General features: G+C 64.9%; 30 protein-coding genes. 16 read left to right on the top strand and 14 right to left on the bottom strand.

The window, feature by feature from the left end; translation table 11 throughout:
- The first annotated feature begins 8 nt into the window (after positions 1-8).
- Positions 9-677 carry a carbonate dehydratase gene (can, locus tag IGX34_RS06430; RefSeq protein ID WP_192554860.1) on the top strand — a complete coding sequence of 223 codons (669 nt, stop codon included), beginning with the start codon at positions 9-11 and terminating at the stop codon, positions 675-677.
- Positions 674-1090, top strand: coding sequence for a RidA family protein (locus tag IGX34_RS06435; protein WP_192554861.1), 417 nt, complete (start codon positions 674-676; stop codon positions 1088-1090). The genes can and IGX34_RS06435 overlap by 4 nt, the downstream gene beginning before the upstream one ends.
- A 72-nt stretch (positions 1091-1162) precedes the next feature.
- Here IGX34_RS06435 and IGX34_RS06440 read toward each other — a convergent pair whose 3' ends face one another.
- The 4 genes from IGX34_RS06440 to IGX34_RS06455 form a co-directional block, all read right to left on the bottom strand.
- Entirely contained in the window at positions 1163-1384 is a 222-nt protein-coding gene (locus IGX34_RS06440) for a hypothetical protein (protein ID WP_192554862.1), read from the bottom strand.
- A 156-nt stretch (positions 1385-1540) separates the two neighbouring features.
- The gene (gene hutG / locus IGX34_RS06445) at positions 1541-2320 is read right to left on the bottom strand and encodes an N-formylglutamate deformylase (RefSeq protein WP_192554863.1); all 780 of its coding nucleotides are present in this window, start codon (positions 2318-2320) and stop codon (positions 1541-1543) included.
- 24 nt (positions 2321-2344) lie between these two features.
- Complete coding sequence (gorA, locus tag IGX34_RS06450) at positions 2345-3691, bottom strand: glutathione-disulfide reductase (protein WP_192554864.1); 1347 nt, start codon at positions 3689-3691, stop codon at positions 2345-2347.
- 36 nt (positions 3692-3727) lie between these two features.
- On the bottom strand, positions 3728-4987 hold the full coding sequence (locus IGX34_RS06455; RefSeq protein WP_192554865.1) for an NAD(P)/FAD-dependent oxidoreductase: 1260 nt from the start codon (positions 4985-4987) through the stop codon (positions 3728-3730).
- Positions 4988-5141: 154 nt separating this feature from the next.
- Here IGX34_RS06455 and IGX34_RS06460 point away from each other — a divergent pair, with 154 nt between their 5' ends.
- From IGX34_RS06460 to IGX34_RS06485, 6 genes are all read left to right on the top strand, one after another.
- Positions 5142-6488: a hypothetical protein gene (locus tag IGX34_RS06460; RefSeq protein ID WP_192554866.1), complete on the top strand. Its 1347-nt coding sequence runs from the start codon at positions 5142-5144 to the stop codon at positions 6486-6488.
- A 141-nt stretch (positions 6489-6629) separates the two neighbouring features.
- A complete protein-coding gene (locus tag IGX34_RS06465; protein ID WP_192554867.1) occupies positions 6630-7016 on the top strand; it encodes a BlaI/MecI/CopY family transcriptional regulator in 387 nt (128 codons plus the stop codon).
- 1 nt (position 7017) lies between these two features.
- The gene (locus tag IGX34_RS06470; protein WP_192554868.1) at positions 7018-8349 is read left to right on the top strand and encodes a M56 family metallopeptidase; all 1332 of its coding nucleotides are present in this window, start codon (positions 7018-7020) and stop codon (positions 8347-8349) included.
- Positions 8350-8410: 61 nt separating this feature from the next.
- Positions 8411-8974 (top strand): C40 family peptidase, encoded by a 564-nt coding sequence (locus IGX34_RS06475; protein WP_192554869.1) that lies wholly within the window; start codon positions 8411-8413, stop codon positions 8972-8974.
- Positions 8975-9058: 84 nt separating this feature from the next.
- The gene (locus tag IGX34_RS06480) at positions 9059-9511 is read left to right on the top strand and encodes a MarR family winged helix-turn-helix transcriptional regulator (RefSeq protein WP_192554870.1); all 453 of its coding nucleotides are present in this window, start codon (positions 9059-9061) and stop codon (positions 9509-9511) included.
- Positions 9512-9524: 13 nt separating this feature from the next.
- The gene (locus IGX34_RS06485; protein ID WP_192554871.1) at positions 9525-9956 is read left to right on the top strand and encodes an organic hydroperoxide resistance protein; all 432 of its coding nucleotides are present in this window, start codon (positions 9525-9527) and stop codon (positions 9954-9956) included.
- A gap of 147 nt (positions 9957-10103) precedes the next feature.
- Here the strand turns inward: IGX34_RS06485 and IGX34_RS06490 are convergent, their stop codons facing one another.
- On the bottom strand, positions 10104-10589 hold the full coding sequence (locus IGX34_RS06490) for an FKBP-type peptidyl-prolyl cis-trans isomerase (RefSeq protein ID WP_192554872.1): 486 nt from the start codon (positions 10587-10589) through the stop codon (positions 10104-10106).
- Positions 10590-10625: 36 nt separating this feature from the next.
- Positions 10626-11858 (bottom strand): MFS transporter, encoded by a 1233-nt coding sequence (locus IGX34_RS06495; protein WP_192554873.1) that lies wholly within the window; start codon positions 11856-11858, stop codon positions 10626-10628.
- Between the two features lie 201 nt (positions 11859-12059).
- On the opposite strand from IGX34_RS06495, the gene IGX34_RS06500 reads away from it, so the two are divergent.
- Positions 12060-13373 carry a DEAD/DEAH box helicase gene (locus IGX34_RS06500; protein ID WP_192554874.1) on the top strand — a complete coding sequence of 438 codons (1314 nt, stop codon included), beginning with the start codon at positions 12060-12062 and terminating at the stop codon, positions 13371-13373.
- A 112-nt stretch (positions 13374-13485) separates the two neighbouring features.
- Here the strand turns inward: IGX34_RS06500 and IGX34_RS06505 are convergent, their stop codons facing one another.
- Both IGX34_RS06505 and IGX34_RS06510 read right to left on the bottom strand, forming a co-directional pair.
- Positions 13486-14040 (bottom strand): GNAT family N-acetyltransferase, encoded by a 555-nt coding sequence (locus IGX34_RS06505; protein WP_192554875.1) that lies wholly within the window; start codon positions 14038-14040, stop codon positions 13486-13488.
- Positions 14041-14044: 4 nt separating this feature from the next.
- Positions 14045-14794, bottom strand: coding sequence for an SDR family NAD(P)-dependent oxidoreductase (locus IGX34_RS06510; protein ID WP_192554876.1), 750 nt, complete (start codon positions 14792-14794; stop codon positions 14045-14047).
- 108 nt (positions 14795-14902) lie between these two features.
- Here IGX34_RS06510 and IGX34_RS06515 point away from each other — a divergent pair, with 108 nt between their 5' ends.
- Together IGX34_RS06515 and IGX34_RS06520 are read left to right on the top strand one after the other, a co-directional pair.
- Entirely contained in the window at positions 14903-16762 is a 1860-nt protein-coding gene (locus tag IGX34_RS06515) for a DEAD/DEAH box helicase (RefSeq protein ID WP_192554877.1), read from the top strand.
- Between the two features lie 192 nt (positions 16763-16954).
- On the top strand, positions 16955-17764 hold the full coding sequence (locus IGX34_RS06520) for a dioxygenase family protein (RefSeq protein WP_192554878.1): 810 nt from the start codon (positions 16955-16957) through the stop codon (positions 17762-17764).
- On the opposite strand, the gene IGX34_RS06525 is transcribed toward IGX34_RS06520, so the two are convergent.
- Positions 17751-18107: a cupredoxin domain-containing protein gene (locus IGX34_RS06525; protein ID WP_192554879.1), complete on the bottom strand. Its 357-nt coding sequence runs from the start codon at positions 18105-18107 to the stop codon at positions 17751-17753. The two genes, IGX34_RS06520 and IGX34_RS06525, sit on opposite strands and share 14 nt — an antisense overlap.
- The gene (locus IGX34_RS06530) at positions 18104-19030 is read right to left on the bottom strand and encodes a metallophosphoesterase family protein (RefSeq protein ID WP_192554880.1); all 927 of its coding nucleotides are present in this window, start codon (positions 19028-19030) and stop codon (positions 18104-18106) included. The genes IGX34_RS06525 and IGX34_RS06530 overlap by 4 nt, the downstream gene beginning before the upstream one ends.
- A gap of 42 nt (positions 19031-19072) precedes the next feature.
- On the opposite strand from IGX34_RS06530, the gene IGX34_RS06535 reads away from it, so the two are divergent.
- Both IGX34_RS06535 and IGX34_RS06540 read left to right on the top strand, forming a co-directional pair.
- Positions 19073-19729, top strand: coding sequence for a sigma-70 family RNA polymerase sigma factor (locus IGX34_RS06535; protein ID WP_225737262.1), 657 nt, complete (start codon positions 19073-19075; stop codon positions 19727-19729).
- Entirely contained in the window at positions 19716-20495 is a 780-nt protein-coding gene (locus tag IGX34_RS06540) for an anti-sigma factor family protein (RefSeq protein WP_192554881.1), read from the top strand. Before IGX34_RS06535 ends, IGX34_RS06540 begins: the two co-directional genes overlap by 14 nt.
- Positions 20496-20557: 62 nt before the next feature.
- Here IGX34_RS06540 and ypfJ read toward each other — a convergent pair whose 3' ends face one another.
- Positions 20558-21415 (bottom strand): KPN_02809 family neutral zinc metallopeptidase, encoded by an 858-nt coding sequence (gene ypfJ / locus IGX34_RS06545; protein ID WP_192554882.1) that lies wholly within the window; start codon positions 21413-21415, stop codon positions 20558-20560.
- A gap of 111 nt (positions 21416-21526) precedes the next feature.
- On the opposite strand from ypfJ, the gene IGX34_RS06550 reads away from it, so the two are divergent.
- Positions 21527-21919, top strand: coding sequence for an MAPEG family protein (locus IGX34_RS06550; protein WP_192554970.1), 393 nt, complete (start codon positions 21527-21529; stop codon positions 21917-21919).
- Between the two features lie 9 nt (positions 21920-21928).
- Positions 21929-22735, top strand: coding sequence for a CPBP family intramembrane glutamic endopeptidase (locus IGX34_RS06555; protein WP_192554883.1), 807 nt, complete (start codon positions 21929-21931; stop codon positions 22733-22735).
- A 3-nt stretch (positions 22736-22738) separates the two neighbouring features.
- Here IGX34_RS06555 and IGX34_RS06560 read toward each other — a convergent pair whose 3' ends face one another.
- Both IGX34_RS06560 and IGX34_RS06565 read right to left on the bottom strand, forming a co-directional pair.
- On the bottom strand, positions 22739-23314 hold the full coding sequence (locus IGX34_RS06560) for a Maf family protein (protein WP_338015420.1): 576 nt from the start codon (positions 23312-23314) through the stop codon (positions 22739-22741).
- A 93-nt stretch (positions 23315-23407) separates the two neighbouring features.
- Positions 23408-23881 carry an Lrp/AsnC family transcriptional regulator gene (locus IGX34_RS06565; RefSeq protein ID WP_192554884.1) on the bottom strand — a complete coding sequence of 158 codons (474 nt, stop codon included), beginning with the start codon at positions 23879-23881 and terminating at the stop codon, positions 23408-23410.
- Positions 23882-24036: 155 nt separating this feature from the next.
- Here IGX34_RS06565 and ald point away from each other — a divergent pair, with 155 nt between their 5' ends.
- Positions 24037-25155 carry an alanine dehydrogenase gene (gene ald / locus IGX34_RS06570; protein WP_192554885.1) on the top strand — a complete coding sequence of 373 codons (1119 nt, stop codon included), beginning with the start codon at positions 24037-24039 and terminating at the stop codon, positions 25153-25155.
- A gap of 79 nt (positions 25156-25234) precedes the next feature.
- On the opposite strand, the gene IGX34_RS06575 is transcribed toward ald, so the two are convergent.
- Positions 25235-26104, bottom strand: a complete 870-nt coding sequence (locus tag IGX34_RS06575; protein ID WP_192554886.1) for a class I SAM-dependent methyltransferase — start codon at positions 26102-26104, stop codon at positions 25235-25237.
- Positions 26105-26238: the final 134 nt, after the last annotated feature.

Consider the following 26238-nt stretch of genomic DNA (forward strand, 5'->3'; position numbering starts at 1 on the left):
AAAACGCCTTGAGCAGCCCACTGCAGGATCTGATCGACAGCAACCGCCGCTGGTCGGCATCCGTCACCCAAGCCGATCCGCAATTTTTCGAGCGGCTGGCCAAACAGCAATCCCCCAAATACCTGTGGATCGGTTGCTCCGATTCGCGCGTGCCCGCCACCCAGATCGTGGATCTGCCGCCGGGCGAAATCTTCGTGCAGCGCAATGTCGCCAACGTGGTATCGCACAGCGACCTGAACTGCCTGAGCGCCATCCAGTTCGCGGTGGATGTGCTGAAAGTGGAACACATCATCGTCGTCGGCCATTACGGTTGCGGCGGCGTGCAGGCGGTGCTGGACGAGCGGCGCCTGGGCTTGGTGGACAACTGGCTGCGGCATGTGGGCGATGTGGCGCACAAGCATATCGACCAGCTCAATGCCTTGAGCTCGATGCCCCAGCGCAATACGCGCCTGTGCGAACTCAACGCGATCGAGCAGGTGGTCAACGTGTGCGCCACCACCATCGTGATGGAAGCGTGGGAGCGCGGCCAATCGCTTGCAGTGCATGCCTGGTGCTACAGCCTGTCCAACGGACACATGCACGATCTGGACATGCACGTGAATTCGCGCGAATCGCTGCGTCCGAGTTACGAGCAGGCGCTGGTGCAAGTCATGCGCCGCAGCGGAGAGCCGCAATGAACGACGTGGTGCGCACCGAGAGCGCACCGGCGCCGGTCGGCGCGTATCCGCATGCGCGGCGCGTCGGCGATCTGTTGTTTCTTTCGGGCGTCGGCCCGCGCCAGCCTGGCAGCAATGCCATCCCGGGCAATGTCTACGATGCGGATGGCAAGCTGCTGCACTACGACATCGAGCAGCAATGCCGGCAAGTGTTCGCTAATGTGCGCGCCGTGCTGGAAGCCAGCGGTGCGCGGTGGGAACAACTGGTGGACGTGACTGTGTTCCTGACCGACATGGCGCGCGACTTTCCCGCCTACAACCGCCTCTATGCGGAATACTTCAAGGGTGTCGACGCCTGCCGCACCACCCTGGGCATCACCGCGCTGCCCACGCCGATCGCCATCGAGCTCAAGTGCATCGCCGCCCTGCGCTGACCCACAGGCATTAAAAACCCCGACCGGCGAGCCGATCGGGGTTCTCGGTATACCGAACCGTATTACGGAAAATTACTTGCCGGCGGTGCTGCTGGAAGCCGGTTCGCTGCTGCTCGACTTCTTGTGCGACTTGTGGCTGGTCGAGGAGCTCGACTTGGCCTTGTGGTGCTTGGCCGGAGCCGCCGAGCTCGACGAAGAAGCCGGAGCGGCCGACGACTGGTCCTGGGCGAACACCGAACCGGAGAGGGCCACACCTGCAACGAGCAGAGAAGCGATCGCAAGTTTACGCATCATGATCATGAGCCTCGAGATTTTTGATTGCCACGGACCCGGCCGGAACCCGGCTTTCACGGGCGGCGTGACGGCCTTAACAATGCCTCGCCCTCGGCATACCGGAACTGAACGAAATCCCGAAAACCACTAGATTTGCTGAGAAATTACGCAATCAGCTCAGCCCAGGCACTGGCCCAGCAACTGCCCGATGGTGTCCTGCACCATCGGCGCCTTGGCGGCATCCCAGGCGAAGCTTTGCTCATCCATATAGCGGCACTGCGACAGCTCCAACTGCACCGCCTGCACCCCTTCCGCGGGCTTGCCGTAGTGGCGGGTGATGTAGCCGCCCTTGAAGCGCCCGTTGATCACGAAGTCGTAGCGGGACTGAGCTTCCATCACGTTGGTGAGCTGCCATTGCAGGTCGGCGCCGCAACTCGCGCCATCGGCGGTGCCCAGGTTGAAGTCCGGCAGGCGGCCTTCGAACAGCATCGGCACGTGGCTGCGGATCGAATGACCTTCCCACAGCACCACCCGGCCATGCTCGGCCTTCAGGCGCGCGATTTCCCCGGCCAGCGCCTGGTGATAGGGCCGCCACCAGCGCTCGATGCGCTGGCGGATTTCCTCGGCATCGGGCTCCTGGCCATCCAGATAGAGCGGTTCGCCGTCGAAGCCGATGGTCGGCACCAGGCCGGTTTCGCGCCGCCCGGGATAGAGCGCCTGGCCATCCGCAGGGCGATTGAGGTCGATCACATAACGTGAGGCGACCGGCTTGAGCACGCTTGCGCCCAGGGCTTCGGCCAGCGGCTCGTAAAGTTGTGCGACATGCCAGTCGGTATCGGGCGAACGGCGCGCCGACGGATGCATGCGCGCAGCCAGTTCATCGGGAATGAAGCTGCCGTTGTGCGGCAGGCTGATCAGCAGCGGGGCGCTGCCGTGCTTGAGGCTGAAGGTTTCCATTGCCCGAGTTTGACCCTTCCGCGCTCAATGCAGCAACAGCAGTTCTTCGGCCGCCGTGGGATGGATCGCGATGGCCGCTTTCAGGTCGCGCCAGTACAAACCCTTTTGCAATGCCACCGCAAAGCCCTGCAGCAACTCGTCGCTGCCGGCGCCAAGCACATGGATGCCAACCACCCGCGCGTCTTCGCCCACGCACACCAGCTTCACCACGTTTTGCTCGGTGCGACCCGCCACCATCATCAACAGCGGCGTGTAGCGGCCGCGATGCACGCTGATGGCATCACCGTAACGCGCACGCGCCTCCTGCTCGGTCAGGCCGACCGCGCCCATCGGCGGTTCGGAGAACACCACGCTCGGTATCACGCTATCGTCGAATTTCGCATCCGCATGGCCGCCGATCAACCGATCGCTCAACGCGCGCCCGGCCGCCACTGCCACTGGCGTCAATGCCTTGCGATCGGTCACATCGCCCACCGCGTAGATGCCTGACACATGGGTGTTCTGGAACGCGTCCACGCACACATGGCCGTCTTGATTGCAGATCACGCCCAGCTCCTGCAGCCCGAAACCGGTGCTGTTCGGTACGCGCCCCACCGCCCACAGCACCGCATCGTAGAGGCCGTAAACAGCGTCTTCACCAGCTTCCAGCGTGATGCTGCCGGGCTTGCCGCGCGCTGCCCGGACCTGCACGTTGCGCACCAGGCGGATGCCGCGCTCCTGCATCTTCGCGGCGAGGTCTTCGGCCACTTCATGATCGAAGCCGGCCAGCAGACGATCGCGTACCAGCAGATCCACTTTGCAACCCAGCGCATGCATCACGCAGGCGAACTCCACTGCCACGTAGCCGCCGCCAACCACCGCCAGATGCTGCGGGGCTGCCTCGAGCTCGAAGATGTCATCCGACAACATGCCGAGCTCGAATCCCGGTATCTCCAGCCGGCGCGGCCGCGCGCCGGTGGCCACCACGATATGCGGTGCACTGGCCTGCCAGCCCGAGGCGGATACCACCGTATCGTTCGCCAGCACGCGGGCCGACTCGGGCACCACGCGGATGCCGGCCATATCCAGCCGCATGGCATAGCGCTGGCGGATACCGGCGATGTATTGGTCGCGCAAGCGCCGGAAGCGCGCCCAGTCCAGGCGCATCGGCACGCTTTCAAAACCGATCTCGGCGCCCAGGCGATGCATATCGGCGATCTGCGCCGCGTACCACATCGCCTTCTTGGGTACGCAGCCGCGATTGACGCAGGTGCCACCGAGCGCATCCGGATCGAACAGCGCCACCCGCGCACCCAGCCTGGCGGCGTGCTGCGCGGCGCTCAGTCCGCCGGATCCCGCGCCCAGCACAATCAGATCGAAGCGTTCGCTCATCATCCATCTCCTAGGGCCTCGATCATCGACGCGCGGCTACAAGCCGAAACGCGCAGGCGCATACGGCGCCGGATCGAAAGCGGGTGCAGTGCCATTGAGTTGTGCGGCGACCAGTTCGCCGGTAGCGGCGGACATGCTCACGCCGAGCATGCCGTGCGCGGTGGCCAGGTGCAGGTTGGACCAGCGCGCGCTGGCGCCGATGATGGGTATTTCGTCCACGCTCATCGGACGCCAGCCCCACCATTCTTCCTGCAGCTGCGCGCCTTCGGCTTCGCGCAAGCCCTGCGCAGCACCGCGCCGCAGCGCATCGATGCGGGTGCGGTTGAGGCCCTCGGCGTAGCCGGAGAACTCCATCGTGCTGCCCAGGCGAAAGCCGCTGTCCCAACTGGTGACGCACACCGATACATCGCGCAGCACCAGCGGATGGTGCGGCACCAGCGCCGGTCGCGAATAAGTCAGCGAATAGCCTTTGCCCGGCTGCATCGGCAGGCGCAGGCCCAGCTTGCGTCCCAGCAGCGGCGACCACGCGCCCAGCGCAAGCACGACGCGCTCGCCGGCAAAGTCGCCACGCGTGGTACCCACCCGCACAATGCGCCGCTGCTCGGTATCGATGCGTTCGATGCGAGTACCGGTTTCGATCACGCCGCCGCGTTCGCGCACCAGGCGCGCCAGTTCGGCCACATAGCGATCCGGGCGCAGGCGCGCATCTTCCGGATGCAGCAGGCCGCCCACGACGCCGGGCTTCAGCGCCGGCTCCATCGCGGCCACTTCTTCGCCGCGCAACCGCTGCACCGGAATGCCCAGGCGCTCCAGCACCGATACATGATGATGCTCATCTGCCGCCATCGGCGCGTGCTGGCGATACACATACATCACGCCGGATTCGACGAATTCGCAGTCCAGCTTCTCGTCGCGCACCAGCGCCGCCAGCAGGCGACGGGAACGCTGCAGGATGGCGGCACGTGCCTGGGCCGCATGCTCGAAGTCGCGCCAGTTGCAGTGCCGCGCAAAACCCAGCAGCCAGCGCAGACGCGGGCCATCGAGCCGAGGATTGAGATAGAGCGGCGCATCGGCGCGCAATACCGAGCGCAGCGCCACACCGAGCATGCCCGGCATCGCCAGCGGCGCCGCATGGCTGGGCGTGATCGTGCCGCAGTTGCCATGCGAGCTGCCGCAACCGGGCGTGCCCTGCTCCAGCACGCGCACGCTCGCCCCGGACTGCAGCAGATAAAGCGCACAGGCCAGGCCGACGACACCACCACCAAGGATCAATACATCACTGCGGGAAGCATCCATCGCGGCATTGTAGCGGCCTGTCCGCGATGGCTTACAGGGGCCGGCGGGATGGCGGCGGGCCGGAATCGATCACGATTGGTACTTGCGCCCGCCCGGTCTTCGTCGCAGGCTGGCTCCACACAATCAAGACATCGTCCCTTCCCCGCATCGACCGATGTTCAACACGACTGTGATGTGCCTGTTTTGCACCACCGTGCTGCTGGCATCCGGCAGTGCGCACGCCCAGTCCGCGCCACCTTCCGCCAGTGAACTGGTCAGCCGCTTCGGCGCGGCGCCGAACGGCCTGGCACGCTACAACTATCTGACTTCGGTACTGCCCACCCTGCAAGGCGACGACAAATCCCTGGCGCAGCAGCTGTTGGCCACGGTGGACAGCGAACTGGGCTTGTACAACGAGGCCATCATGGCCTTTCCGTTCGACAACCGTATCGCGCCGCCTCGCTCGCAGCCGCTGCCCGGCACCGACGACTGGCGCAGTGTGGATGCCGCCGATGCGGTGGCGGAACTGGCCGCGCAACGGCACATCGTGATGATCAACGAAGCGCACCACGATGCGCATACCCGCGAACTTACGCTGGAACTGCTGCCGCGCCTGCGCGCACTGGGTTTCCGCTATTTCGCGGTAGAAGCACTGGGCGACAAGGACACCGCGCTGATGCAGCGCGGCTATGCCATCGATACGTCCGGCACCGAATATCTGCTGGAACCGTTGTACGGGGAAATCATCCGCCAGGCGATCAAGCTCGGCTACATCCTGATTCCCTACGATCCGCAGGACGCCACGCTGGACCGTCGCGACAGCGACGAGGCGAAGGCGCTTTATGCCAAGGTGTTCGCCCAGGATCCGGACGCCAAGCTGTTCGTGCATGCCGGCTATTCGCATATCGACAAGGCGCCCGGCAATCTGGGCGGCACCATCCAGCCGATGGCGATGCAGCTCAAGCGGCTCAGCGGCCACGACCCGCTCTGCGTGGATCAGATGCAATTTCGCGATGTCGCCGTCGGTGGCCTGGATTTTGGCTTCTACAGCACGGTGGCCGCGCGCTTCAAACCGAACGGGCCGATCGTGTTGCGCAATCGGCATACCGACGACGTATGGACGTCCGATCCACGTCGCCACGACATCAGCGTGATCCTGCCGCCGGCGAGCGAGCGTGATCTCGACATCAACGGCACCATGCGCGCAGATGTGCTGCGCCGTGAAATCTTCCTGCCGAACACACCGTTCGACCTCAGCCAGAGGCCGGACTGGCTGACACTGGGACATAAGCGCCTACCCACCGCTATTTCGCAGGACATGTGCAACGGACAGGCCCCCTGCGTGGTGGATGCCTACTATGCGAACGAGCCGGACACCGCCGTGCCGGCCGATCGCTACACCTTTACCCACACGCATTCGCGCAACGTGCTGTATCTGTTTCCAGGGCGCTATCGGCTGCGCGCATGGAATGCCGCAGGAACCACGCTCTCGCAGCAGGACATCGAGGTTCCCGCGCGCTAACCGCCACTTGTCCCGGCCGTCCACCCGGCGGCCGATGCGCGCCAACCCGGCGGGCATCTAGGCTCCGAGCATCTTGCAGACTGGAAATTACAGATGTAATCTCCAGTCAAGACTACACGCGTAATCCAAAGGATCGCACCGATGCCTCCGATCAATGTGCCTATCAGCGAAGCCGAAAGCCGCGTCATGGAAGTGCTGTGGCAGCAGGCTCCGCTGGCGTCCGAACAGATCGTCGCCGCTATCCAGCAGCACAGCGACTGGCATGAAAAAACCATCCGCACCCTGCTCAACCGCCTGCTCGGCAAGGGCGCGGTCGAGGCCACCCGCGATGGGCGCCGCTATCTCTATGCCCCGCTGCTGAGCCGCGCGCAATGGCAGTCGCAGGAAAGCCACAGTCTGCTCGATCGCGTATTCGGCGGCCGCGTGGCGCCGTTGCTCGCACATTTCAGCCAGCACGAAAAACTTTCCGCCAAGGACATTGCGGAGCTGCGCAAGCTGATCGACGCCATCGAACAGAAGGAGCGTTGAGATGAGCGCGATCCTGCTACGCATGCTGCTGATGGCCACGCTGGGCCTGGCCGGCGTGTTGCTGCTGCGCAGGCCGCTGCGCCACGTATTCGGCGCCGGGCCGGCGTTCACCTTATGGTGCCTGCCGCTGCTGCTCGCCGCCGTCCCATGCCTGCCGGCGTTGCCGGCGCGCTGGACGATGATGCAGCCGATCATCACCGCGCTGCCCGCGCAGAATTGGATCGTCGCCAGCGACACCGGCTCGAACACATATTCCTGGTTGATCGCGCTGTGGCTGCTGGGCGTGGCCTATGGTTGTGTGAATCTGATCGTGCGTTATGTACGTCTGGCACGCGGCTGCCGCAGCTTGCCCGACGCCATGCGTCGGCGCTTGTTGCAGGAACATCCCGCGCTATCCGTGCAGCGCCTGCATTTGCACGAACAAGGCCCCGCCGTGATGTGGGCACCGCGCGCGCGGCTGCTGTTGCCGGCAGATTTCTTCGAACGCCACGACGCCGATGCGCGCGAGATGGTGCTGCGCCACGAGTGCGGCCACCTGCGCCGCGGCGATGCGTGGTGGTGCCTGCTGGGCGAATGCGCGCTGGTGCTGCTGTGGTTCCACCCGCTCGCCTGGTTTGCGCTGGCGCGCTTCCAGCTCGACCAGGAGCTCGCCTGCGATGAAAGCGTGCTGCGTACCGTTCCCGGCCGCGGTTTGCGCTACGCCCAGACCCTGCTGCACAGCACCGGCGTGGATGCCCAACCGGCCTTGATCCCCTGGCTCGCCGAGCCACAACTGAAGGAGCGCCTCACCATGATCAGTCGTCAACCATGCAGCACTCGGCGTCGCCGATTCGGCTACGCGACGCTGGCTGCCTTGCTTGTCAGCGGGGCGGCCATCGCGCAAACGGGCAATCCGCCACCGGCGGCCAGCAGTGTCGGCCCTACGCAAGACACGCCGTACAACGCGAGCATGCCGCCGGCTTATCCGCCGGATGCGATCAAGAACCGCGAACAGGGCATGGTCATCCTCAATGTGCTGGTAGGTACCGATGGCGCGGCACACCAGATCAATGTCGACAACGGCAGCACCAAGGCCACGCCCGAACTCGGCAAAGCCGCCAGCGATGCGGCTATGAAATGGCACTTCAATCCCAAGCTGGAGAACGGCAAGGCGGTGGAGGCCTGGGTCAAGGTGCCGGTGTTGTTTAGCCTGAGTCCGTTGCCGCCGCATCCGCACGGACCGCCGCCGCCGCATGGCCCGATGCCACCGCCCCCGCCTGGCGCGGAACTGCCGCCGCCCCCACCGCCGCCGATGATGGGCGGGCCGGCTCAGCCCACTTCTTCCAATTCCTGAAAACTTCCACCCAAGCTATTGATTTGCTATAACCTCGGCGCAAACACGCCGAGGTTTTTTTATGGCACGGGCCAGCGCCGCCGCCAACCACCCATCACCCATCCGGGTGCTGCGCCATATCGTGCTGATCGGCCTGTTGTTGCTGCTGGCCGCCTGCGCCAGTTCGCCCCGCCGCGAAGCCACTTTCAAACCTTCGCATTCGGAACTGGCCGACGAACCGGCGCGTGCACCGGAGAACTCCGTCGGCACCGCCAACGACGTGCTGTTCCGCGCCATGGCCCTGGTGGGCACGCCTTATCACTGGGGCGGCAATACCCCGGCCGGCGGCTTCGACTGCAGCGGACTGGTGGATTACATCTATCGCAACGCCGCCAATATCGCCCTGCCACACAGCTCGCGCGACATGGCCTCGATCGATGGCCAGAAAGTGCGCAGCATGGACGACCTGATCAGTGGCGACCTGGTCTTTTTCGGCAGCCTGAGCGGCATCAACCACGTCGGCGTCTATGTGGGCAAAGGCCGCTTCGTGCATGCGCCGAACAGCGGCGGCACTGTGCGTCTGGACGATATCGACGGCCCCTACTGGCGCGATCATTTCGTCTACGGCAAGCGCCTGCTGGACTGACCTTCCCCCGCTCCAGACCCATTTCGTGCCGCCTTCACAAAAATTATATTGTGCACAATTAAATTTGATGCTAGCTTTATTCCCATGAACCCACCGACCGCCCCCTCACTGCTGCTGGACGAACAGCTCTGCTTCGCGCTGTACGCTGCCTCGCGCCGCATGACGGCGACGTATCGGCCCCTGCTCGAAGCACTGGATCTCACCTACCCGCAATACCTGGTGATGCTGGTGTTATGGGAACGCGACGGCGTGACCGTGCGCGAACTGGGTGCCCGCCTGCAACTAGACTCCGGCACCCTCACCCCGCTACTCAAGCGCCTTGAACAGGCCGGACTGCTGGCGCGCCAGCGCCGCCAGAGCGACGAGCGCGAAGTGGAAATCACCCTGACCGATAGCGGCCGTAAGTTGCACGAGCGCGCGGCGGATATCCCGCGCTGCCTGGCCGAACGCATTTGCTTGTCCGTCGATCGCTTCGTGAATTTGCGCGACGAACTGAAATCCCTGGCGGCACAACTTGCCGCTCCCACCGATGACTGAGAGAGACACGACCATGAGCAATCCGACCAAGGTTCTGTACACCGCCACTGCCACCGCCAAGGGCGGCCGCGAAGGCCACATCCACAGCAGCGACGGCGTGCTGGATTTCGATCTGAAGGTGCCGAAGGAACTGGGCGGCCCGGGCGGCCACGGCAGCAATCCGGAGCAGCTGTTTGCCGCCGGTTACGCGGCCTGTTTCGAAGGTGCGGTGCGCTACGTGGCGCGCGAAAAGAAAGTGACGCTGAAGGATGCCTCGGTGACCGGCCATGTCGGTATCGGTCCGCGCGATCCGGCCGGTTTCGCCATTGCGGTGAAGCTGGAAGTGAGCCTGCCGGGTGTCGATCACGCCGTGGCGCAGGAGCTGGTCGACATCGCGCATCGCGATATCTGCCCGTATTCGCATGCCACGCGCGGCAATGTGGATGTGCAGATCGTGCTGGTCTGAGCACAACCCTACGTACAAACAACAACGGCGCCCTGGGGCGCCGTTGTTGTTTGCGTAGGTTGGGTTAGCGCAGCGTAACCCAACGATCTTTCTTCGTAGCGGCATCGTTGGGTTACGCTGCGCTAACCCAAACTACGCGGCAACGCCTCAGTGCGCTTCGGCACCCGGCGGATGCGCATGGCCGTGCTGGATTTCTTCCTCGGTGGCTTCGCGCACTTCCTCGATCGCCACATCGAAGTTCAGCGTCTTGCCGGCCATCGGATGGTTGAGATCCACGTCGATGGTGCTCATGCCCACCTTCTGCACCGTCACCGCACGCTGGCCGCCCTGCTTGAGCGCCAGCACCGTCACCATGCCCGGCTTCAGATGCTTGGCCTGCTGGAAATACTTCTTCGGCACGCGCTGGACCTGGTCTTCCTGGCGCTCGCCATAGCCGTCGACCGGGGCGATTTCCACCTGCAGCGTATCGCCCGCACCATGCTCTTCCAGCGCTTTTTCCAGGCCCGGAATCAGCTGGCCGTGGCCAAGCAGGATCCACAGCGGCTGTCCGCCTTCGTGCGAGCTTTCCACCTTCTCGCTGTCCACGCTGAGCGTGTAGTGGAATGCGATGACCTTGTCCTTGCCAGCCTTCATTGCCTGTCTCTCGATAGAACGAAAACGGCGATTCTATCAGCTACGCCGCGCGCCGAAGCCCACACCCCTGGCTTCCGGCCCCAGCCACACCAGCAGGGCCAGCAACACCGCCACCGCGGCGATCCATAGCGACATCACCAGCGGCAGGTTCAGGCCGTCGCGGCTGGCCAGCCAGGATTGCGCGGTAGCGGTGCCCGCGGCGATCAGGTTGCCCATCTGGTAGGCGAAGCCCGGCAAGGTGCCGCGCACCGCATCCGGCGACAACTCATTGAGATGGGTCGGCACCACACCCCAGGCGCCCTGCACCATCACCTGGATCAGGAAGGCGCCCAGGCCGAGCAGCAGCATGGAGCCGCCATAGGTCCACAGCGGAATCACCGGAATGGCCAGCAAAGCCGCAATGATCATCGCGCGCCGGCGCCCGATGCGCTCCGACCAGGCACCGAAATAGATGCCGCCCACCAGCGCACCGAGATTGAGCATGGCCACCAGCACGAAGGCCGCGCCCGAGCCGGTCGGCAGATGCAGATTCACTTCCTCGAAGGTGTGATACATGTCCTGCGAGCCATGGCTGAACATATTGAAGGCCGCCATCAGGCACATCAGGTAGATCGCCAGTTTCCAGTGGCCGCGCATTGCATCGCGCAGGCCAAGCTTGCCGTGCTGCGCCTGGCTGGCCTCCCAGGCCGGCGATTCGGGCACCTTGCGGCGGATGTACAGCACCAGCAAGGCCGGTATCGCCCCGACCACGAACAGGCCGCGCCAGCCGATATGGTCGACCAGCAGCCAGTTCACCAGCGCGCCGATAAAGAAGCCGCAGGGATAGCCGCTCTGCAGCAGGCCCGAGACCAGGCCGCGCGATTTCGGCGGAATCGACTCCATCACCAGCGAGGCGCCGATGCCCCACTCGCCGCCCATCGCCACCCCGAACAGGAAGCGCATCACCAGCAGCACGGTGAGCGACGGCGAAAACGCCGTAGCCAGCTCAAACACCGAAAACAGGATCACGTCGATCATCAGCACCGGCCGGCGCCCGTAGCGGTCGGCCAGCCGGCCGAACAGGAAGGCGCCGATCGGGCGAGCGACCAGGGTCAAGAACACGCCCAGGGTGACTTCGGTGCGGTCGACGTGGAATTCGCTGGCAATGCCCACGATCACGAATGTGAAGATGAAATAGTCGAAGGCATCGAGCGTCCAGCCGAGGAAACTCGCCAGCACGGTATGCCGCTGCTCATGGTTCAACTCACGCAGGGCGGACAGGACGGACATACGGTGCTCCCGATTTGCGACGGCGCGAGGCTAGCATGCCCCCGGCCCTGTGCCGACGGCGAAATTCCGGCTGGTGTATACTTCGCCGGCTGGGCAGGCCCTTCCGGGCGCTACACCCTCTTCGATCCCAGCTAGATCCACACTCATCGATAACAGCAACGCGGTTCTGTATTGGAGCTCCGGGTTGCACAGGAGCTCTACATGTCATTCGAATCGCTGGGCCTCGCCCCTGCGTTGCTGCGCGCGCTTGCCGAACAAGGCTACGCCGAACCCACCCCGATCCAGGCCGGCGCCATCCCGGTAGTCCTGGAAGGCCACGACCTGCTCGCCGCCGCCCAGACCGGTACCGGCAAGACGGCTGCCTTCGCGCTGCCGCTGCTGCAGCGCATGGCCAGCACCGAAGCCGGCGGCAAGCGCCGTCCGCGTGCGCTGATCCTCACCCCCACGCGCGAACTTGCCGCGCAGATCCACGACAACCTGCGCGACTACGGCAAGCATCTGCGCATCAGCAGCGCCGCCATCTATGGCGGCGTGAGCATGGGACCGCAGGTGCAGACGCTGCGTCGCGGCGTCGACATCGTAATCGCCACGCCCGGCCGCCTGGTCGATCACATGCAGCAGCGCACGATCGACCTCAGCGGCGTCGAAGTGCTGGTGCTGGACGAAGCCGACCGCATGCTCGACATGGGCTTCCTGCCCTCGCTCAAGCGCGTCATCAGCGCGCTGCCGAAGCAGCGCCAGACGCTGCTGTTCTCGGCCACCTTCGCGCCGGAGATCAAGGCGCTGGCAATGCAGTTCATGCATGCGCCGCAGGAAGTATCGGTAACCCCGGCCAACAGCGTGGCCACCACGGTGAGCCATCATGTGCACCCGGTGGATGCAGCGCGCAAGCGCGATCTGCTGCTGCACGTGCTGAGCCAGGATAGCCGCCGCCAGACGCTGGTGTTCAGCCGCACCAAGCACGGCGCCGACAAGCTGGTGCGCCAGCTGGAGCAGGCCGGCCTGCGTGCCGCTGCCATCCACGGCAACAAGAGCCAGAACGCGCGCACGCGCGCACTCGGCGATTTCAAGAACGGCCGCATCACCGTGCTGGTGGCTACCGATATCGCCGCTCGCGGCATCGACATCGACCAGTTGCCGATCGTGATCAACTACGACCTGCCGATGGTGGCCGAGGATTACGTGCACCGCATCGGCCGCACTGGTCGCGCCGGCGCCGAAGGCATCGCGCTGTCGCTGGTGAGCCACGAGGAATCGGGTCTGCTGCGCGATATTCGCAAGCTGCTCAAGCAGGACATCGCGATCAACGAAGTGCCTGGTTTCGAGCTATCTACGCCGCTGCGCCTGGATGCGCAGGCACCGCGGCCCAAGCAGGGCCAGCGCCAGGCACGTCCGCCGCGCCAGGGCGGCTCGCATCGTCCGCATGGCCATGCGCAGCAGAACAATGGCGGCGAACATGCGATGGGCAATCGCAAGCGTCGTTCGCGTGGCCGCAGGCCTGCGGCGAAGGCATAAGCGTGAGTTGGGTTGCCCCGGACTTGGTGCGGAGCAACCCAACTGATCGCCAGCGGCGCGATCAAACATCGTTGGGTTACGTTGCGCCAACCCAACCTGCCAACCCGCAAGCCTAGCCTTCGGGGCGCACCAGCGCAGTGAGGATGTGGTCCTCCCACACTCCGGCAATCTGCAAATAACGTTTGGCATAGCCCTCACGCTCGAAGCCAAGCTGCGTCAGCAATGACGCGCTGCGTTCATTGCGCGGCATGTAGTTGGCCATCACGCGATGCAGATCCAGTTCGCCGAAGGCCCAGGCAATGCCGGCGCGCAGCACTTCCTGCATCAGGCCCTGCCCTTGCATGGCGGCCGCCGCGCCATAACCGAGATGACAGGCCTGAAACGCACCGCGCACGATATTGGCGAAGGTGAAGGTGGCCAGCACCTGCTGTTGATCCGGATCGAACATAAGCAGCGGATAGCCACGATCCTGCGCGGCCAGCGCACCTGCCTCGACGATGGTCTGCGTGCAGTGCGCCAGCGTGTAGTACTCGGTGGCTCGCAACGGTTCCCACGGCGTCAGATGCGCCTTATTTTCCACCCGATAACGCAGCAGCACGGCAGCGTCGGCTTCGTCGGGCAGGCGAATGCGCGTGCGCGGAGTCTGCAAAAAAGGCGCAGCGGGCACGTGCTCAACGCTCCTGGTCGGTGGGCCGCATCAACACTTCGTTGATGCACACGTAATCCGGTCGCGTCACGCAGAACAGGATGGCATCGGCAATATCTTCGGCCTGCAGCTGGCGCATCTCGCCGGCACGCAGGTTCACCGCGCGCTGGCTGGCTGCATGCGCGATATGTTCGCGCAATTCGGTATCCACCATGCCCGGCTCGATCACGCTGACGCGGATATTGTCTTTGTACACCTCGCGCCGCAGCGCTTCGGAAAACCCCACCACGCCGAACTTGGTGGCGGCATAGGCGGCCGAGCCCGGATTGGCTACGCGTCCCGCCACCGACGCCACATTCACGATATGCCCGTCGCCACGCGCACGCATGCCGGCCAGCGCCGCCTGGGTGGAAGCGATCAGGCTGAGCACATTCAATTCCAGCATGCTGCGCCAGCGCGGCAGATCCGCTTCGGCCACCGGCTCCAGATACATCACGCCGGCGTTGTTGACCAGGATGTCCAGGCGGCCATAGTGCGCTTCGGCTTCACGCACGATGCGCTGCGCTTCGGTTTCGCGCACCAGATCGGCCACCAGCAGCAAAGGTTCGGCACCGAGCTCGGTCAGCTTGCCGGCCAATTGCTCCAGCCGGTCTTTGCGGCGCGCCGCGATCGCCACCTTCGCCCCTTGCTCGGCCAGGGCCAGTGCGGTGGCTTCACCGATGCCGGAGGAAGCGCCCGTCACCAGGGCAACACGGTCTCGCAAGCGATTTTTCATGCTTATTTCCCATAAGACGTGGCAAAGCAAGGGTAAGTGCGGCCGAGGCTGTTACAATAGTGACCATTCTCCTGCATGCCGCCGTGCATGCCTTGTCGAGGTCCCCCCATGTCGTCCCCCTCTCCTGAGTCCGAACCGGCGTCCGCTGGCTTCTCTGCGCTTGCGCTCACGCCGGAAGTGCTGCGCGCCCTGACCGACGTGGGCTATGAATCGCCCTCGCCGATCCAGGCCGCCACCATTCCGTCGCTGCTGGAAGGACGCGACGTGCTGGGCCAGGCGCAGACCGGCACCGGCAAGACGGCCGCCTTCGCGCTGCCGATCCTCTCGCGCATCGAAATGCGCCCGGGCAAGCCGCAGGCACTGGTGCTGGCACCGACCCGCGAGCTGGCCATCCAGGTGGCCGAAGCATTCCAGCGCTATGCCACGCACATGCAGGGCTTCCAGGTACTGCCGATCTACGGCGGACAGAGCTACGGACCGCAGTTGCAGGCATTGCGCCGCGGCGTGCATATCGTGGTGGGCACGCCGGGACGCGTGATCGACCATCTGGACCGCGGCACCTTGGATCTGTCGGAACTGCGCTTCATCGTGCTCGACGAAGCCGATGAAATGCTGCGCATGGGCTTTATCGACGATGTGGAAAAAGTGCTGCAGGCCACGCCGCCGCAGCGCCAGGTGGCGCTGTTCTCCGCCACCATGCCGCCGCCGATCCGCAAGATCGCCCAGCAGCATCTGAAGGAGCCGGTGGAAGTCACCATCAAGGCCGCCACCACTACCGCGGCCAATATCCGCCAGCGCTACTGGTGGGTCAGCGGCATGCACAAGCTGGATGCGATGACGCGCATTCTCGAAGCCGAGCCGTTCGACGCGATGATCATCTTCGCGCGTACCAAGCAGGCCACCGAGGAACTGGCCGAAAAACTGCAGGCACGCGGCCTGGCCGCCGCCGCGATCAACGGCGATATCGCCCAGCCGCAGCGCGAACGCGTGATCCAGCAGCTGAAAGACGGCAAGCTGGATATTCTGGTCGCCACCGACGTCGCCGCGCGCGGCCTGGACGTGGAGCGCATCAGCCACGTGCTGAACTACGACATCCCCTACGACACCGAAAGCTACGTGCACCGCATCGGCCGCACCGGCCGCGCGGGCCGCAGCGGCGAGGCGATTTTGTTCGTCACGCCGCGCGAGAAAGGCATGCTGCGCGCGATCGAACGCGCCACCCGCCAGCCGATCGAGGAAATGAAGCTGCCCACGGTGGAAGCCGTCAACGATCGCCGCATCGCGCGCTTCAAGCAGAGCATCAGCGACACGCTTGCGGTCGGCGGCCTGGAGCAGTTCCAGCAGCTGATCGAGCAGTTCGAGCAGGAATACAACATTCCCGCGATCGAGATTGCCGCCGCATTGGCGCGCATTGCGCAGGGCGATCGTCCGCTGCTGCTGGAACCGCCGGCCAAGCGCGAACACACGCGCGAGCGCGAACCGCGGCCCACGCATGCGCACGATGGCGAAGGCCGCCGCCCGGCGCGCGAACCGCGTTCCCACCGCGATGGCGAACAACGCGATTTCGCACCGCGCCAGGTGCGCGCCCACGTCACCGAAAACGGCAAGCGCACCTATCGCATCGAAGTGGGCCATGAGCATGGCGTGAAGCCCGGCAACATCATCGGCGCCATCGCCAATGAAGCGGGACTGGAAAGCCAGTACATCGGCCGCCTCAGCATCCGCGGCGACTACAGCCTGATCGATCTGCCCGACGGCATGCCGGGCGAGATCTTCCAGCACCTGAAGAAGGTGTGGGTGAACCAGCAGATGCTGCAGATCAGGGAATGGGATGGCCAGGACGATGGCGGCGACAGCGGCGAACGCGCACCGCGCAAGCCCGGCTTTCGCCCGCCGCAAGCGCGTGGCCATGGCGGCAAGCCGCGGCCGCATGGACAGGGCGGTGGCAAGCCGCCGCGCCGGAAGTAATTCCGGGAAAGGGCGCGGTGTGGTACCCCGGATTTGATCCGGGGGTAACGCAAGCATGGCACTTCGAACAGTTGGGTTACGCGGCGCTAACCCAACCTACTCGCTGGCCGTCTTATTGTTCTGTCTCGACGACGCTGCGTTCCCATTTGTCGACTGCTGCAAATGCCCAAGCCAGCCCATACTTTGGGGGCTATGAGCACCCTCCCCAGCCTCTACATCTCCCACGGCTCGCCAATGACCGCCCTGCACCCCGGCAAGGTCGGCGAGCGCCTGGTCGATTTGGCCCGCGCCATACCGCGCCCCAAGGCGATCGTGATCGCTACCGCGCACTGGCTTGCGCACCACCCGACGGTGGGCGGCGCTGCGCGGCCGGACACCATCCACGACTTCTACGGTTTCCCGCGCGAACTGTTCGAGCTGCGCTATCCCGCACCGGGTGCGCCCCAGCTTGCAATGGAGGTGGCGCAATTGCTGGATCAGGCGGGGCTGTCACCGCAATTCGACGCCACCCATGGCCTCGATCACGGCGCCTGGGTGCCGTTGCGCCTGATGTATCCGCAGGCCGATATCCCGGTAGTGCCGCTGTCGATCCAGCCGGAACTTGGGCCGGCCCACCAGTATGCAGTGGGCCGCGCGCTGGCACCGCTGCGCGAACAAGGCGTGCTGGTGATCGGTTCGGGCAGCATCACGCACAACTTGCACGACTTCCGCGCCGGCTACAGCGATGAGCGCGAAGCACCTTATGTGCGTCCGTTTATCCAATGGATCGAACAGAAGATGCACGACGGCGATGTAGCGGCGCTGCTGGATTATCGCCGCCAGGCACCGTTCGCCGAACGTGCGCATCCCACCGACGAGCATCTGCTGCCGCTCTACGTGGCATGGAGCGCTGCCGGCGCACACCCGGCGGCGCAACGGATCGATGCCGGCATTGATCTGGGTTTCCTGGCCATGGACGCCTATCGCTTCGACACGCAGGCGGCGACCGCTACTGCACAATGATCGTGCCCACCATCATCGGGTGGATCGAGCAGTAGTAGGTGTAGGTTCCCCGCTTGGCAAACGTCGCCGTGTACGAGTCGCCGGTATCCAGCGCCTTGGACGAGGCGAACGAGGCACCGGCGCTGGTCACCACGTGCGGCTCGTCATCCCGGTTGGTCCATTCCACCCGGGTACCGGCCGGAACGGTCAGCGTCTTCGGCGCGAACGCGAAGTTGCGTATCTCCACGTGATACGTCCCGGCGTCCGCTGCAAGCGGCGTATTCGCGGCAAGCGCCGATGTATCGAACGTGCATAGCAGCGGCAATCCGATCAACAGCTTGATGCTACCGACCAGGGGCTTCATGCCAGCACCTCTTCGGTCACGGCCAGCGTGCCTGCGCCCTGCACATGCCGCACATCGCGGATGCCCAGATAGCGATGCAAGGCATCCGGCGCAACGCCCTGCAAGGGACCGGGGCCCGGGCCAACACCAGGCGCGGGCTGCGGATAAGCGGTGGAGCGCGCGGTATAAAACGTGACGGTGCCTTCCACCTTCTGCTGGATCTGGTGGATATGCCCGTTCAACACACTGACCGAACCGAAGCGCCGCAAATAGGTAAGTGCTTCGGCCGCATCGTCCGTGCCCCAGCCCCATGCCGGGTACAGCGACCACAACGGCATATGCGCAAACACCACGATCGGCGTCGACGCGGAACGGCCGGCCAGATCGTTCTTCAGCCAGGCCAGTTGCTCTGCGCCAAGCGAACCCAGGCCACCGGCCTTGAGATTGAGCACATTGACCAGACCGACAAAATGCACGCCGCCATGGTCGAAGCTGTACCAGCCGCCGGCCGGCCCACGCTCGCCGAAACGGCGAAAAAACTCGGCGCCGTTGTCGCCGATCACGTCGTGCTCGCCCGGCACATAAAAGCTGCGGCCCACACGAGCTTCCTGCATCAGCCCTGCCAGCGTGTCGAATTCTTCGGGCCTGGACAGGTGGGTGAGATCGCCCGTATGCAACAGGAACGCCGGCCGTGTCTGCTCTGCCTGGATCCGCGCCAGCGCCTGCCGCAGCGTGCCGGCAACGTCCATGTTCGGCGCCTTGTGAAAGCCGATATGCGAATCGCTGATCTGCACGAAGCTGAAGCTGGCATCCTTCACCGTCGCTGGATCGCCGCCCAGTGCCTGCGCCTGCAGCACGCCGCCTTTCATCAGCCAGACGGTGCCGGCTCCGGCCCAGGCCATGCATTTGAGAAATTGCCGCCGGCTGTCATGGGTGTCTTGCATCGTCGGGTACTCCGTGGAGGCGGGCCGCCCGCTGCGGCCCTCTTGTGCATTACCGGCCTGACCGGCGGCCTATTCCGCCTTTTTCGGGTCGGGAATAAAGTCGCCGCAGACGCGGTAATAACCCTTATGCCCAACAAGCTTCACCGCCATCCGCCAAACCCGCAGGCCAGCGCAAGCGCGAGCTTCGAAGGGGTGGTATTGCCGCATCTGGATGCGGCCTACAACCTCGCACGCTGGCTGGCCCGGGACGACACCGACGCACAGGATGTGGTGCAGGAAGCGCTGCTGCGCGCCCTGCGCTACTACGCCAGTTTCCACGGCGGCGACGCGCGCGTGTGGCTGCTGGCCATCGTGCGCAATACGTTCTATTCGCTGCGCATGAAGGTCCCGGCCGATGGCGTGCATGAAGCATTCGACGATGAAATGCATGCACCGCCAGACGAACAACCCGGCCCCGAAGCCCAGACGTTGCTGGCGCTCGATGTGGGCTCCTTGCAACGCGCTTTGGAAAACCTGCCGCACCCGTTGCGCGAGGCGATTGTGCTGCGCGAACTGGAAGAATGTTCTTACAAGGAAATCGCATCCATTACCGGACAGAAGATCGGCACTGTGATGTCGCGGCTGGCCCGCGCACGCGAACGGCTCCGACTCGAACTCAGCTGCCCATCGAAGGAGGCACGCCAGCATGATGTGCCATGACGCCAGGCTGCTGTTGCACGCCTACCTCGACGATGAACTGGATGCCGCGCAAAGCGTGGCGATGACCCGGCATATGCAGGCTTGCGCCGACTGCACGGCGCACTATGCCGATTTCGCCCAGTTGCGCCAGGCCATGACGCAGGGATCGCTTTATCGGCGCGCACCCGATGCACTGCGCGCGCAATGGACCGCAGCCATGCCTGCGGCGGCGGCGCCGGCTTCCTCACCCAGGCCAAGGCGTGCACCGATCGCCCTGGCCATGGCGGCGGGATTCGCGGCAGCCTTGCTGTTTGCCACACCGCTGTGGTTCTACGCATCGCGGCAGCAGGCCGGCGGTGCGGATACCGGCCTCAGCGAGGTCGTTTCCAGTCACATCCGCTCGCTGCAACAGCAGCACCTGATGGACGTGGTATCCACGGATCAGCACACGGTCAAACCCTGGTTCGACGGCAAGCTCGATTTCGCGCCACGAGTCAAAGACCTGGCCGGTGCAGGCTATCCGCTGGTCGGTGGCCGCCTCGACGCACTCGAAGGCCATAGCGTGGCGGCGCTGGTCTATAAGCACGGCCTGCACATCATCAATCTCTATCAATGGCCGGTCAGCACAGACGCCGCCGATACAGCGGCGACGCAATGGCATGGCTACAACGTGCTGTGCTGGACCCGCGGACGCATGCGCTATGTGGCGGTGTCCGATCTCAACCAAAGCGAATTGCGCCAGTTCGTGCTGGCGTTCCAGGACGACGCGACGCCGGTCATGCGCTGAGTTGCTGAAGGTCATTCCGGATCGCGCCGGAATGACCTTGCATGTCGCGCCGAAGCCTTACTTCAAAGCGCTCCGCTGAAGGTATTGCACTGCTGGATATCGCCGCTCTGCAAACCGGCCTTGAACCATTTCACGCGCTGCGCGGACGTACCGTGCGTGAAGGAATCGGGCACCACCGTGCCGCGCGCTTCGCGCTGCAAGGTATCGTCGCCGATCTGGCTGGCGGCATTGAGCGCCGATTCCACATCGCCAGGCTGCAACCACTGCAGGCGTTGCTGGGTGCGATTGGCCCACACGCCAGCGAAGCAATCGGCCTGCAATTCCTGCCGTACCGACAGTCCATCGGCGCCTTCCATCGGCACGCCCTGCCGCTGCAGCTGGCTGACCTTGGCAAAAATGCCGAGCTGATTCTGCACGTGATGGCCTACTTCATGCGCGATCACGTAGGCGCGGGCGAAATCGCCGCTGGAATGAAAACGCGTGCCCAGCTCGCGGAAAAAATCCAGATCCAGGTACACCTTCTGGTCGCCCGGACAATAGAACGGCCCCACCGCCGTGGACGCCGCGCCGCACGCGGTGTTCACGCCGCCGCTGAACAGCTCCAGCTTGGGATCGACATAGCTGCGACCCATGCCGCTGAAAATGTCGCCCCAGGTTTTTTCCGTCGAACCCAGAATGCGCGACACAAATTCCTTCTGCTGCGGATCCACCTGCGCCGGCTGTCCGCTGGGTGCGTAAGCACCCGGCTGAGTGCCGCCCTGATCCAGCAGCGCCAGCGGATTTTTGAAGAAGATCCAGCCCAGCAGGGCCAGGATGATCAGGCCGCCCAGGCCCATGCGTCCGCCGCCGAAACCGCGGCCGCCGCCACCGCCGCTGTCGACTTCGACGTTCTGACTTTCTTCGCCCTTCTGCCAGTCCATAGATCCCCCGCGCAGTGCGCTGCCATCGCCGGCTGCCCCTTCAGCCCCCGTCCCACAGCATCGCACCAAACGGCTACAGTGGCAGCACCTTCTTGCATGAGCCTGGCCATGATCCAAAACCTGCCCGCCCTGGTCACACTGCTGACGTTGCTGCTGTTGTTCGGCACCGTCTACGCCGTCGGGCACGCACGTGGCAAATACGGCATCCAGGCGCCGGCGACCAGCGGCCATCCGGGCTTCGAACGCGCGTATCGCGTGCAGATGAACACGCTGGAAAACGCGGTGATGTTCCTGCCCGCGCTATGGCTGGCCGCGCATTACGGCTACGTATTGTGGGCCGGCGTCGCCGGGCTGGTGTGGATCCTGGGCCGCAGCTGGTATGCGCTGGCCTATCTGCAGGACGCCAAGAAGCGCGGGCCGGGCTATCTGGTCAGCATGATCGGCTGGGCGGCCGTGATGGTGATGGCCGCGCTGGGCCTGGGCCGCGCCATGCTGGTCGGCTGAAAGATCCGCATGGCGGCATGGCCGATCAAGCCGGCGGCAACGCCGTCGCCGCCCGAGGCGCCGCGAGCGCCAGGCGTGCTGTATGCGCTGGCGCTGATCGCGATTTATTTCCTGCTGCAGCTGATCGCCAGCGCACTGATCAGTTTTACGCTCAGCCTGGTGGCGCGCGTGCGCCATCCGGAACTGTCCCAGGCGCAAGTGCATGCGCGCGTCATGGAGCTGCTGCAGCGCCCCGACAGCAACGCGCTGCTGGTGATCGTGGTATTGCCGCTGATTGCGCTGCTGATGCTGTGGTTTGTGCGCCGCCACTGGCCGCTGCTGTGGACCGGCCGACGGCCGCCCGGTTTCGGCTGGTCGGCGCCATCCTCGGCCAACTGGTATCTGGTGGCGCTGCTGATCGGCCTGGCGATGCCGCCGATCGGCGCGGTGCTGACGCAATTGCTGGCACACGGCCACCAGGTCACGCAGAACGTGGAAGAGCTGAGCAGGCAGGTGTCCGGCAGTCTGCGCCTGCCGCTGGGCATCGTGGCCGTCACGGTCGGGCCGATGATCGAAGAACTGATGTTCCGCGGCGTATTGCTGTCCGCGCTGATGCATCGCCTGTCGATGCTCTGGTCGGTGGTGTTGTGCTCGTGCCTGTTCGGCGCCGTGCACCTGGCCGGACTGGATTTCCAATGGTATGCCGTGCCTAACCTGATCCTGCTGGCCGCCGTGCTGTGCTGGCTGCGGCTGAAATCCGCGTCGCTATGGCCGGCAGTGATCGCGCATGGCGTCTACAACTTGTTCGCGCTGATCGCGCTGTTTGCGGCGACCTGAAAACTAGCGCGCCGCGGCAAGCTCGAAGCGCCTGAGCAAACGCACCGTCTCGAACAAGGGCAGCCCCATCACGCCGGAATAACTGCCGTCGAGATGCTCGATCAGCGTGGCGCCGTGCCCCTGGATGGCATAGGCACCGGCCTTGCCGAACGGTTCGCCGCTGGCGACATAGGCTGCGATATCGACTTCGCTGAGCGTGGCAAAGCGCACGCGCGATAGGCAGACATCGCCTTGCTCGCGCCCTTCTGCCACCAGCCATACCGCCGACATCACTTCATGCGTGCGACCGGAAAGACGGCGCAACATGGCCGCCGCATCGTCGGCATCGACGGGTTTGCCGAACACATCGCCGTCGAGCACTACTTCGGTATCGGCACCGAGCACCACGCCGCCCTCGCTCGCCGCCAGTTGCGCCAGACCTGCGCGCGCCTTGGCGCGCGCGACGCGCTGCACGTAGTCCTGCGGCGATTCGGTGGCGTCGCGAAGTTCGGGTATATCGACCTCAAGCACGGCAAAATCCAGCCCGGCCTGTTGCAGCAGTTCGCGCCGGCGCGGCGACTGCGAAGCGAGATAAAGCACGCCTTGCTCCATTAGCAGTGAGGGTGGCGAGCATAGCGTGGGAGCAAGCTGCATGGCCGGCTCCGACGCTGCGCATGCCACCCAGGCCGCGGCTCATACCGGCAAGGCCGTGGTCTTCTTCACCGTGCGCAGCGCCAGCGTGGATTGCACCCGCACCACGCCGGGCAGCTGGGTGAGGATCTCGGTGTGGATGCGCTCGAAATCGGCGGAGTCGGCATAGGCGACCCGCACCATGTAGTCGGCTGCGCCGGCCAGCAGGCAGCACTCGGTCACTTCGGGATGGCGCTGGATGGCCGCCTCGAAGGCATCCAGCGCGGCGCGGCCTTGCTGGTCCAGCGTCACCAGCACGAAGGCAGTGCCGGCCAACCCGGCGGCTTTCTCGTCCAGCAGCATCACGTAGCCGGAAATCAGCCCCCGCTCCTCCAGCAGCTTCACCCGCCGCAGGCAGGCCGATGGCGACAGATTGATCTGCAGCGCCAGATCCTGATTGGCCAGTCGCCCGTCCTGCTGCAGCAGCCGGAGGATGGCGCGGTCGCGGTCGTCGAGCGGGGGAAGATTATTCGCCATACATTCCACACATTTTCGATTACATAGAATTCAGTGCGAATTTCTAGCCCTTATAGGCTCACAATGAGCGAGAAATTGCGCAATACCTCGATCATACTGCGGTCCGCGCAGAACCGGGCGGTCCGGTGCGCGCATCCTTCTGAGAGAGAACATCCATGCGCATCGGTGTGCCGAAAGAGATCAAGAACCACGAGTACCGCGTAGGCCTCGTCCCCTCCTCCGTGCAGGAGCTGGTGCATAACGGCCACCAAGTGATGGTGCAGAAGGATGCGGGCGTGGGCGCCGGCCTGTCCGACGCCGATTACGTCGCCGCTGGCGCCACGATCGTCGACAATGCCGACCAGATCTTCGCCGAAGCCGACATGATCGTGAAGGTAAAGGAACCCCTGGCGGTCGAGCGCAAGAAGCTCCGCAAGGACCAGATCCTGTTTACCTACCTGCATCTGGCGCCCGACGCCGAGCAGACCCACGACCTGGTCGCCTCCGGCGCCATCTGCGTGGCTTATGAAACGGTCACGGCCGCCAACGGCGCGCTGCCGCTGCTGACGCCGATGTCCGAAGTGGCCGGTCGCCTGGCTCCCCAGGTCGGCGCGCACTCGCTGGAAAAGGCCCAGGGCGGCCGCGGCGTGCTGCTCGGCGGCGTGCCCGGCGTGGCGGCGGCTGAAGTGGTGATCCTGGGCGGCGGCGTGTCCGGCACCCACGCGGCCACCATCGCGGTGGGCATGGGCGCCAAGGTCACCGTGGTCGACCGCTCGGCCGATGCGCTCAAGCGCCTGGCCAGCCAGTTCGGTACCTCGATCTCCACCGTGTTCTCCACCCGCTCGGCGATCGAGGAACTGGTGCGCCGCGCCGACCTGCTGATCGGTACCGTGCTGGTGCCGGGCGCTGCCGCGCCGAAGCTGGTCACGCACGATATGGTGCGCACCATGAAGCCGGGCTCGGTGATCGTGGACGTTGCCATCGACCAGGGCGGCTGCGTGGAAACCTCGCACGCCACCACCCATTCCGACCCGACCTACGTGGTGGACGGCGTGGTGCACTACTGCGTGGCCAACATGCCGGGCGCCGTGGCGCGCACCTCCACCTTCGCGCTCAACAACGTCACCCTGCCGTTCGCGCTGGCCCTGGCCAACCACGGCTGGAAGAAGGCGCTGGCACAGGACGCGCACCTGCGCAACGGCCTGAACGTATGCGAAGGCAAGGTCACCTGCGAGCCGGTGGCCCAGGCGCACAACCTGCCGTACGTGAAGGCGGAAACCGCGATCGGCCTGTAATCCGCGGCAAGCTGTCCCGATGCAACACCAGCGCCCTCCCTGTCACCGGGGAGGGCGCTTTATTTTGTCCAGGTGGAACTCAGACCCGCGCGCACATGATCCGGCCGCCCATGTGCAGGCCGTCCTTGCGCCGGTCCAGATAGCGGCGATTGAGCGCCTCCGGCGAAAAATCCTCGATCGCGCTGAAGCCCAGTTGCAGCAGGCGCTGGCGCAATAGCGCCGGATCGAATTCGCAAATCCACGGCTCGCCCGCCGCCGCGGCGCGCTGTCCCAGCACTTCGGTAAAGATGCGCTGCACCGGGCTGCGCATCGATTCCGGGACGTGATAGTCGAAGCTGATCGAGCTGCCCTGCGGCAGCGTGGCAACGAAGCGCAGGGTTTCCAGCACCGCCTCTTCGCTGAGATACATCGTTACGCCGAGCCAGGAAAAACAGGCCGGCACATCGCTGCGAAAACCGGCTTCGGCCAGGCCCTGGGCCAGCGTGCCGCGCTCGAAGTCGATCGGCGCAAAGACCAGCTCCCGCGGCAATGCAATACCCGCATCGCGCAGACAGCGCCGTTTCCATTGCTGGGTCGAAGGATGATCCACCTCGAACACGCGCAAGCCGGCCGCACGATGCGGATTGCGATAGGCGAAGGTATCCAGCCCCGCACCCAGCACCACGTATTGCCTCGCACCGGCGGCCACGCTGCGCAGCAGTTCGTCTTCGGCTACCCGGCTGCGCACGATCAGGATCGCGCGCAGGCCGCGTGCGAACGGATCGTTGTAGACATAGGGATCGTCACGCAATAACGCCGCGGCTTCGGTGCCGAGTATGCGCAGCGCGACGGGATCGTCGAGCACCAGCGGCTGGTCCAGCAGCTGATGCACTGCGCGCAAGTTGGCCATCAGCCACGCCGTGCGACTGGGCTTGCCGGTCTGGATGATGTTTTCCGAGGTAACTGCCATGGTGTGGTTCCGTGCCAAGTGCTTGCGCGAACCATCGCACCAGCCGAAAGAACGCCATATCTGCGCAGCGCTGGATATTCACCTCTGTGGCAGCCGTTGCGATGTAGTCCTTCGCCTTGCGGCCGCATGCCGGC

This window comes from Dyella acidiphila (assembly GCF_014863405.1).
In the GTDB taxonomy this organism is placed as follows: Bacteria; Pseudomonadota; Gammaproteobacteria; order Xanthomonadales; family Rhodanobacteraceae; genus Dyella_B; species Dyella_B acidiphila.

Excerpts from the sequence above, each read along its gene's own strand:
- IGX34_RS06465 (WP_192554867.1), top strand. The coding sequence starts at position 6,630 with ATGCCTCCGATCAATGTGCCTATCAGCGAAGCCGAAAGCCGCGTCATG.
- IGX34_RS06520 (WP_192554878.1), top strand. The coding sequence starts at position 16,955 with ATGAGCACCCTCCCCAGCCTCTACATCTCCCACGGCTCGCCAATGACC.
- IGX34_RS06555 (WP_192554883.1), top strand. The coding sequence starts at position 21,929 with ATGGCGGCATGGCCGATCAAGCCGGCGGCAACGCCGTCGCCGCCCGAG.
- IGX34_RS06525 (WP_192554879.1), bottom strand. The coding sequence starts at position 18,107 with ATGAAGCCCCTGGTCGGTAGCATCAAGCTGTTGATCGGATTGCCGCTG.
- IGX34_RS06565 (WP_192554884.1), bottom strand. The coding sequence starts at position 23,881 with ATGGCGAATAATCTTCCCCCGCTCGACGACCGCGACCGCGCCATCCTC.
- IGX34_RS06435 (WP_192554861.1), top strand. The coding sequence starts at position 674 with ATGAACGACGTGGTGCGCACCGAGAGCGCACCGGCGCCGGTCGGCGCG.
- IGX34_RS06480 (WP_192554870.1), top strand. The coding sequence starts at position 9,059 with ATGAACCCACCGACCGCCCCCTCACTGCTGCTGGACGAACAGCTCTGC.
- ypfJ (WP_192554882.1), bottom strand. The coding sequence starts at position 21,415 with ATGGACTGGCAGAAGGGCGAAGAAAGTCAGAACGTCGAAGTCGACAGC.
- IGX34_RS06440 (WP_192554862.1), bottom strand. The coding sequence starts at position 1,384 with ATGATGCGTAAACTTGCGATCGCTTCTCTGCTCGTTGCAGGTGTGGCC.
- IGX34_RS06540 (WP_192554881.1), top strand. The coding sequence starts at position 19,716 with ATGATGTGCCATGACGCCAGGCTGCTGTTGCACGCCTACCTCGACGAT.
- hutG (WP_192554863.1), bottom strand. The coding sequence starts at position 2,320 with ATGGAAACCTTCAGCCTCAAGCACGGCAGCGCCCCGCTGCTGATCAGC.
- IGX34_RS06510 (WP_192554876.1), bottom strand. The coding sequence starts at position 14,794 with ATGAAAAATCGCTTGCGAGACCGTGTTGCCCTGGTGACGGGCGCTTCC.
- IGX34_RS06485 (WP_192554871.1), top strand. The coding sequence starts at position 9,525 with ATGAGCAATCCGACCAAGGTTCTGTACACCGCCACTGCCACCGCCAAG.
- IGX34_RS06500 (WP_192554874.1), top strand. The coding sequence starts at position 12,060 with ATGTCATTCGAATCGCTGGGCCTCGCCCCTGCGTTGCTGCGCGCGCTT.
- IGX34_RS06455 (WP_192554865.1), bottom strand. The coding sequence starts at position 4,987 with ATGGATGCTTCCCGCAGTGATGTATTGATCCTTGGTGGTGGTGTCGTC.
- IGX34_RS06460 (WP_192554866.1), top strand. The coding sequence starts at position 5,142 with ATGTTCAACACGACTGTGATGTGCCTGTTTTGCACCACCGTGCTGCTG.
- IGX34_RS06530 (WP_192554880.1), bottom strand. The coding sequence starts at position 19,030 with ATGCAAGACACCCATGACAGCCGGCGGCAATTTCTCAAATGCATGGCC.
- IGX34_RS06490 (WP_192554872.1), bottom strand. The coding sequence starts at position 10,589 with ATGAAGGCTGGCAAGGACAAGGTCATCGCATTCCACTACACGCTCAGC.
- gorA (WP_192554864.1), bottom strand. The coding sequence starts at position 3,691 with ATGAGCGAACGCTTCGATCTGATTGTGCTGGGCGCGGGATCCGGCGGA.
- IGX34_RS06470 (WP_192554868.1), top strand. The coding sequence starts at position 7,018 with ATGAGCGCGATCCTGCTACGCATGCTGCTGATGGCCACGCTGGGCCTG.
- IGX34_RS06515 (WP_192554877.1), top strand. The coding sequence starts at position 14,903 with ATGTCGTCCCCCTCTCCTGAGTCCGAACCGGCGTCCGCTGGCTTCTCT.
- ald (WP_192554885.1), top strand. The coding sequence starts at position 24,037 with ATGCGCATCGGTGTGCCGAAAGAGATCAAGAACCACGAGTACCGCGTA.
- IGX34_RS06495 (WP_192554873.1), bottom strand. The coding sequence starts at position 11,858 with ATGTCCGTCCTGTCCGCCCTGCGTGAGTTGAACCATGAGCAGCGGCAT.
- IGX34_RS06475 (WP_192554869.1), top strand. The coding sequence starts at position 8,411 with ATGGCACGGGCCAGCGCCGCCGCCAACCACCCATCACCCATCCGGGTG.
- IGX34_RS06575 (WP_192554886.1), bottom strand. The coding sequence starts at position 26,104 with ATGGCAGTTACCTCGGAAAACATCATCCAGACCGGCAAGCCCAGTCGC.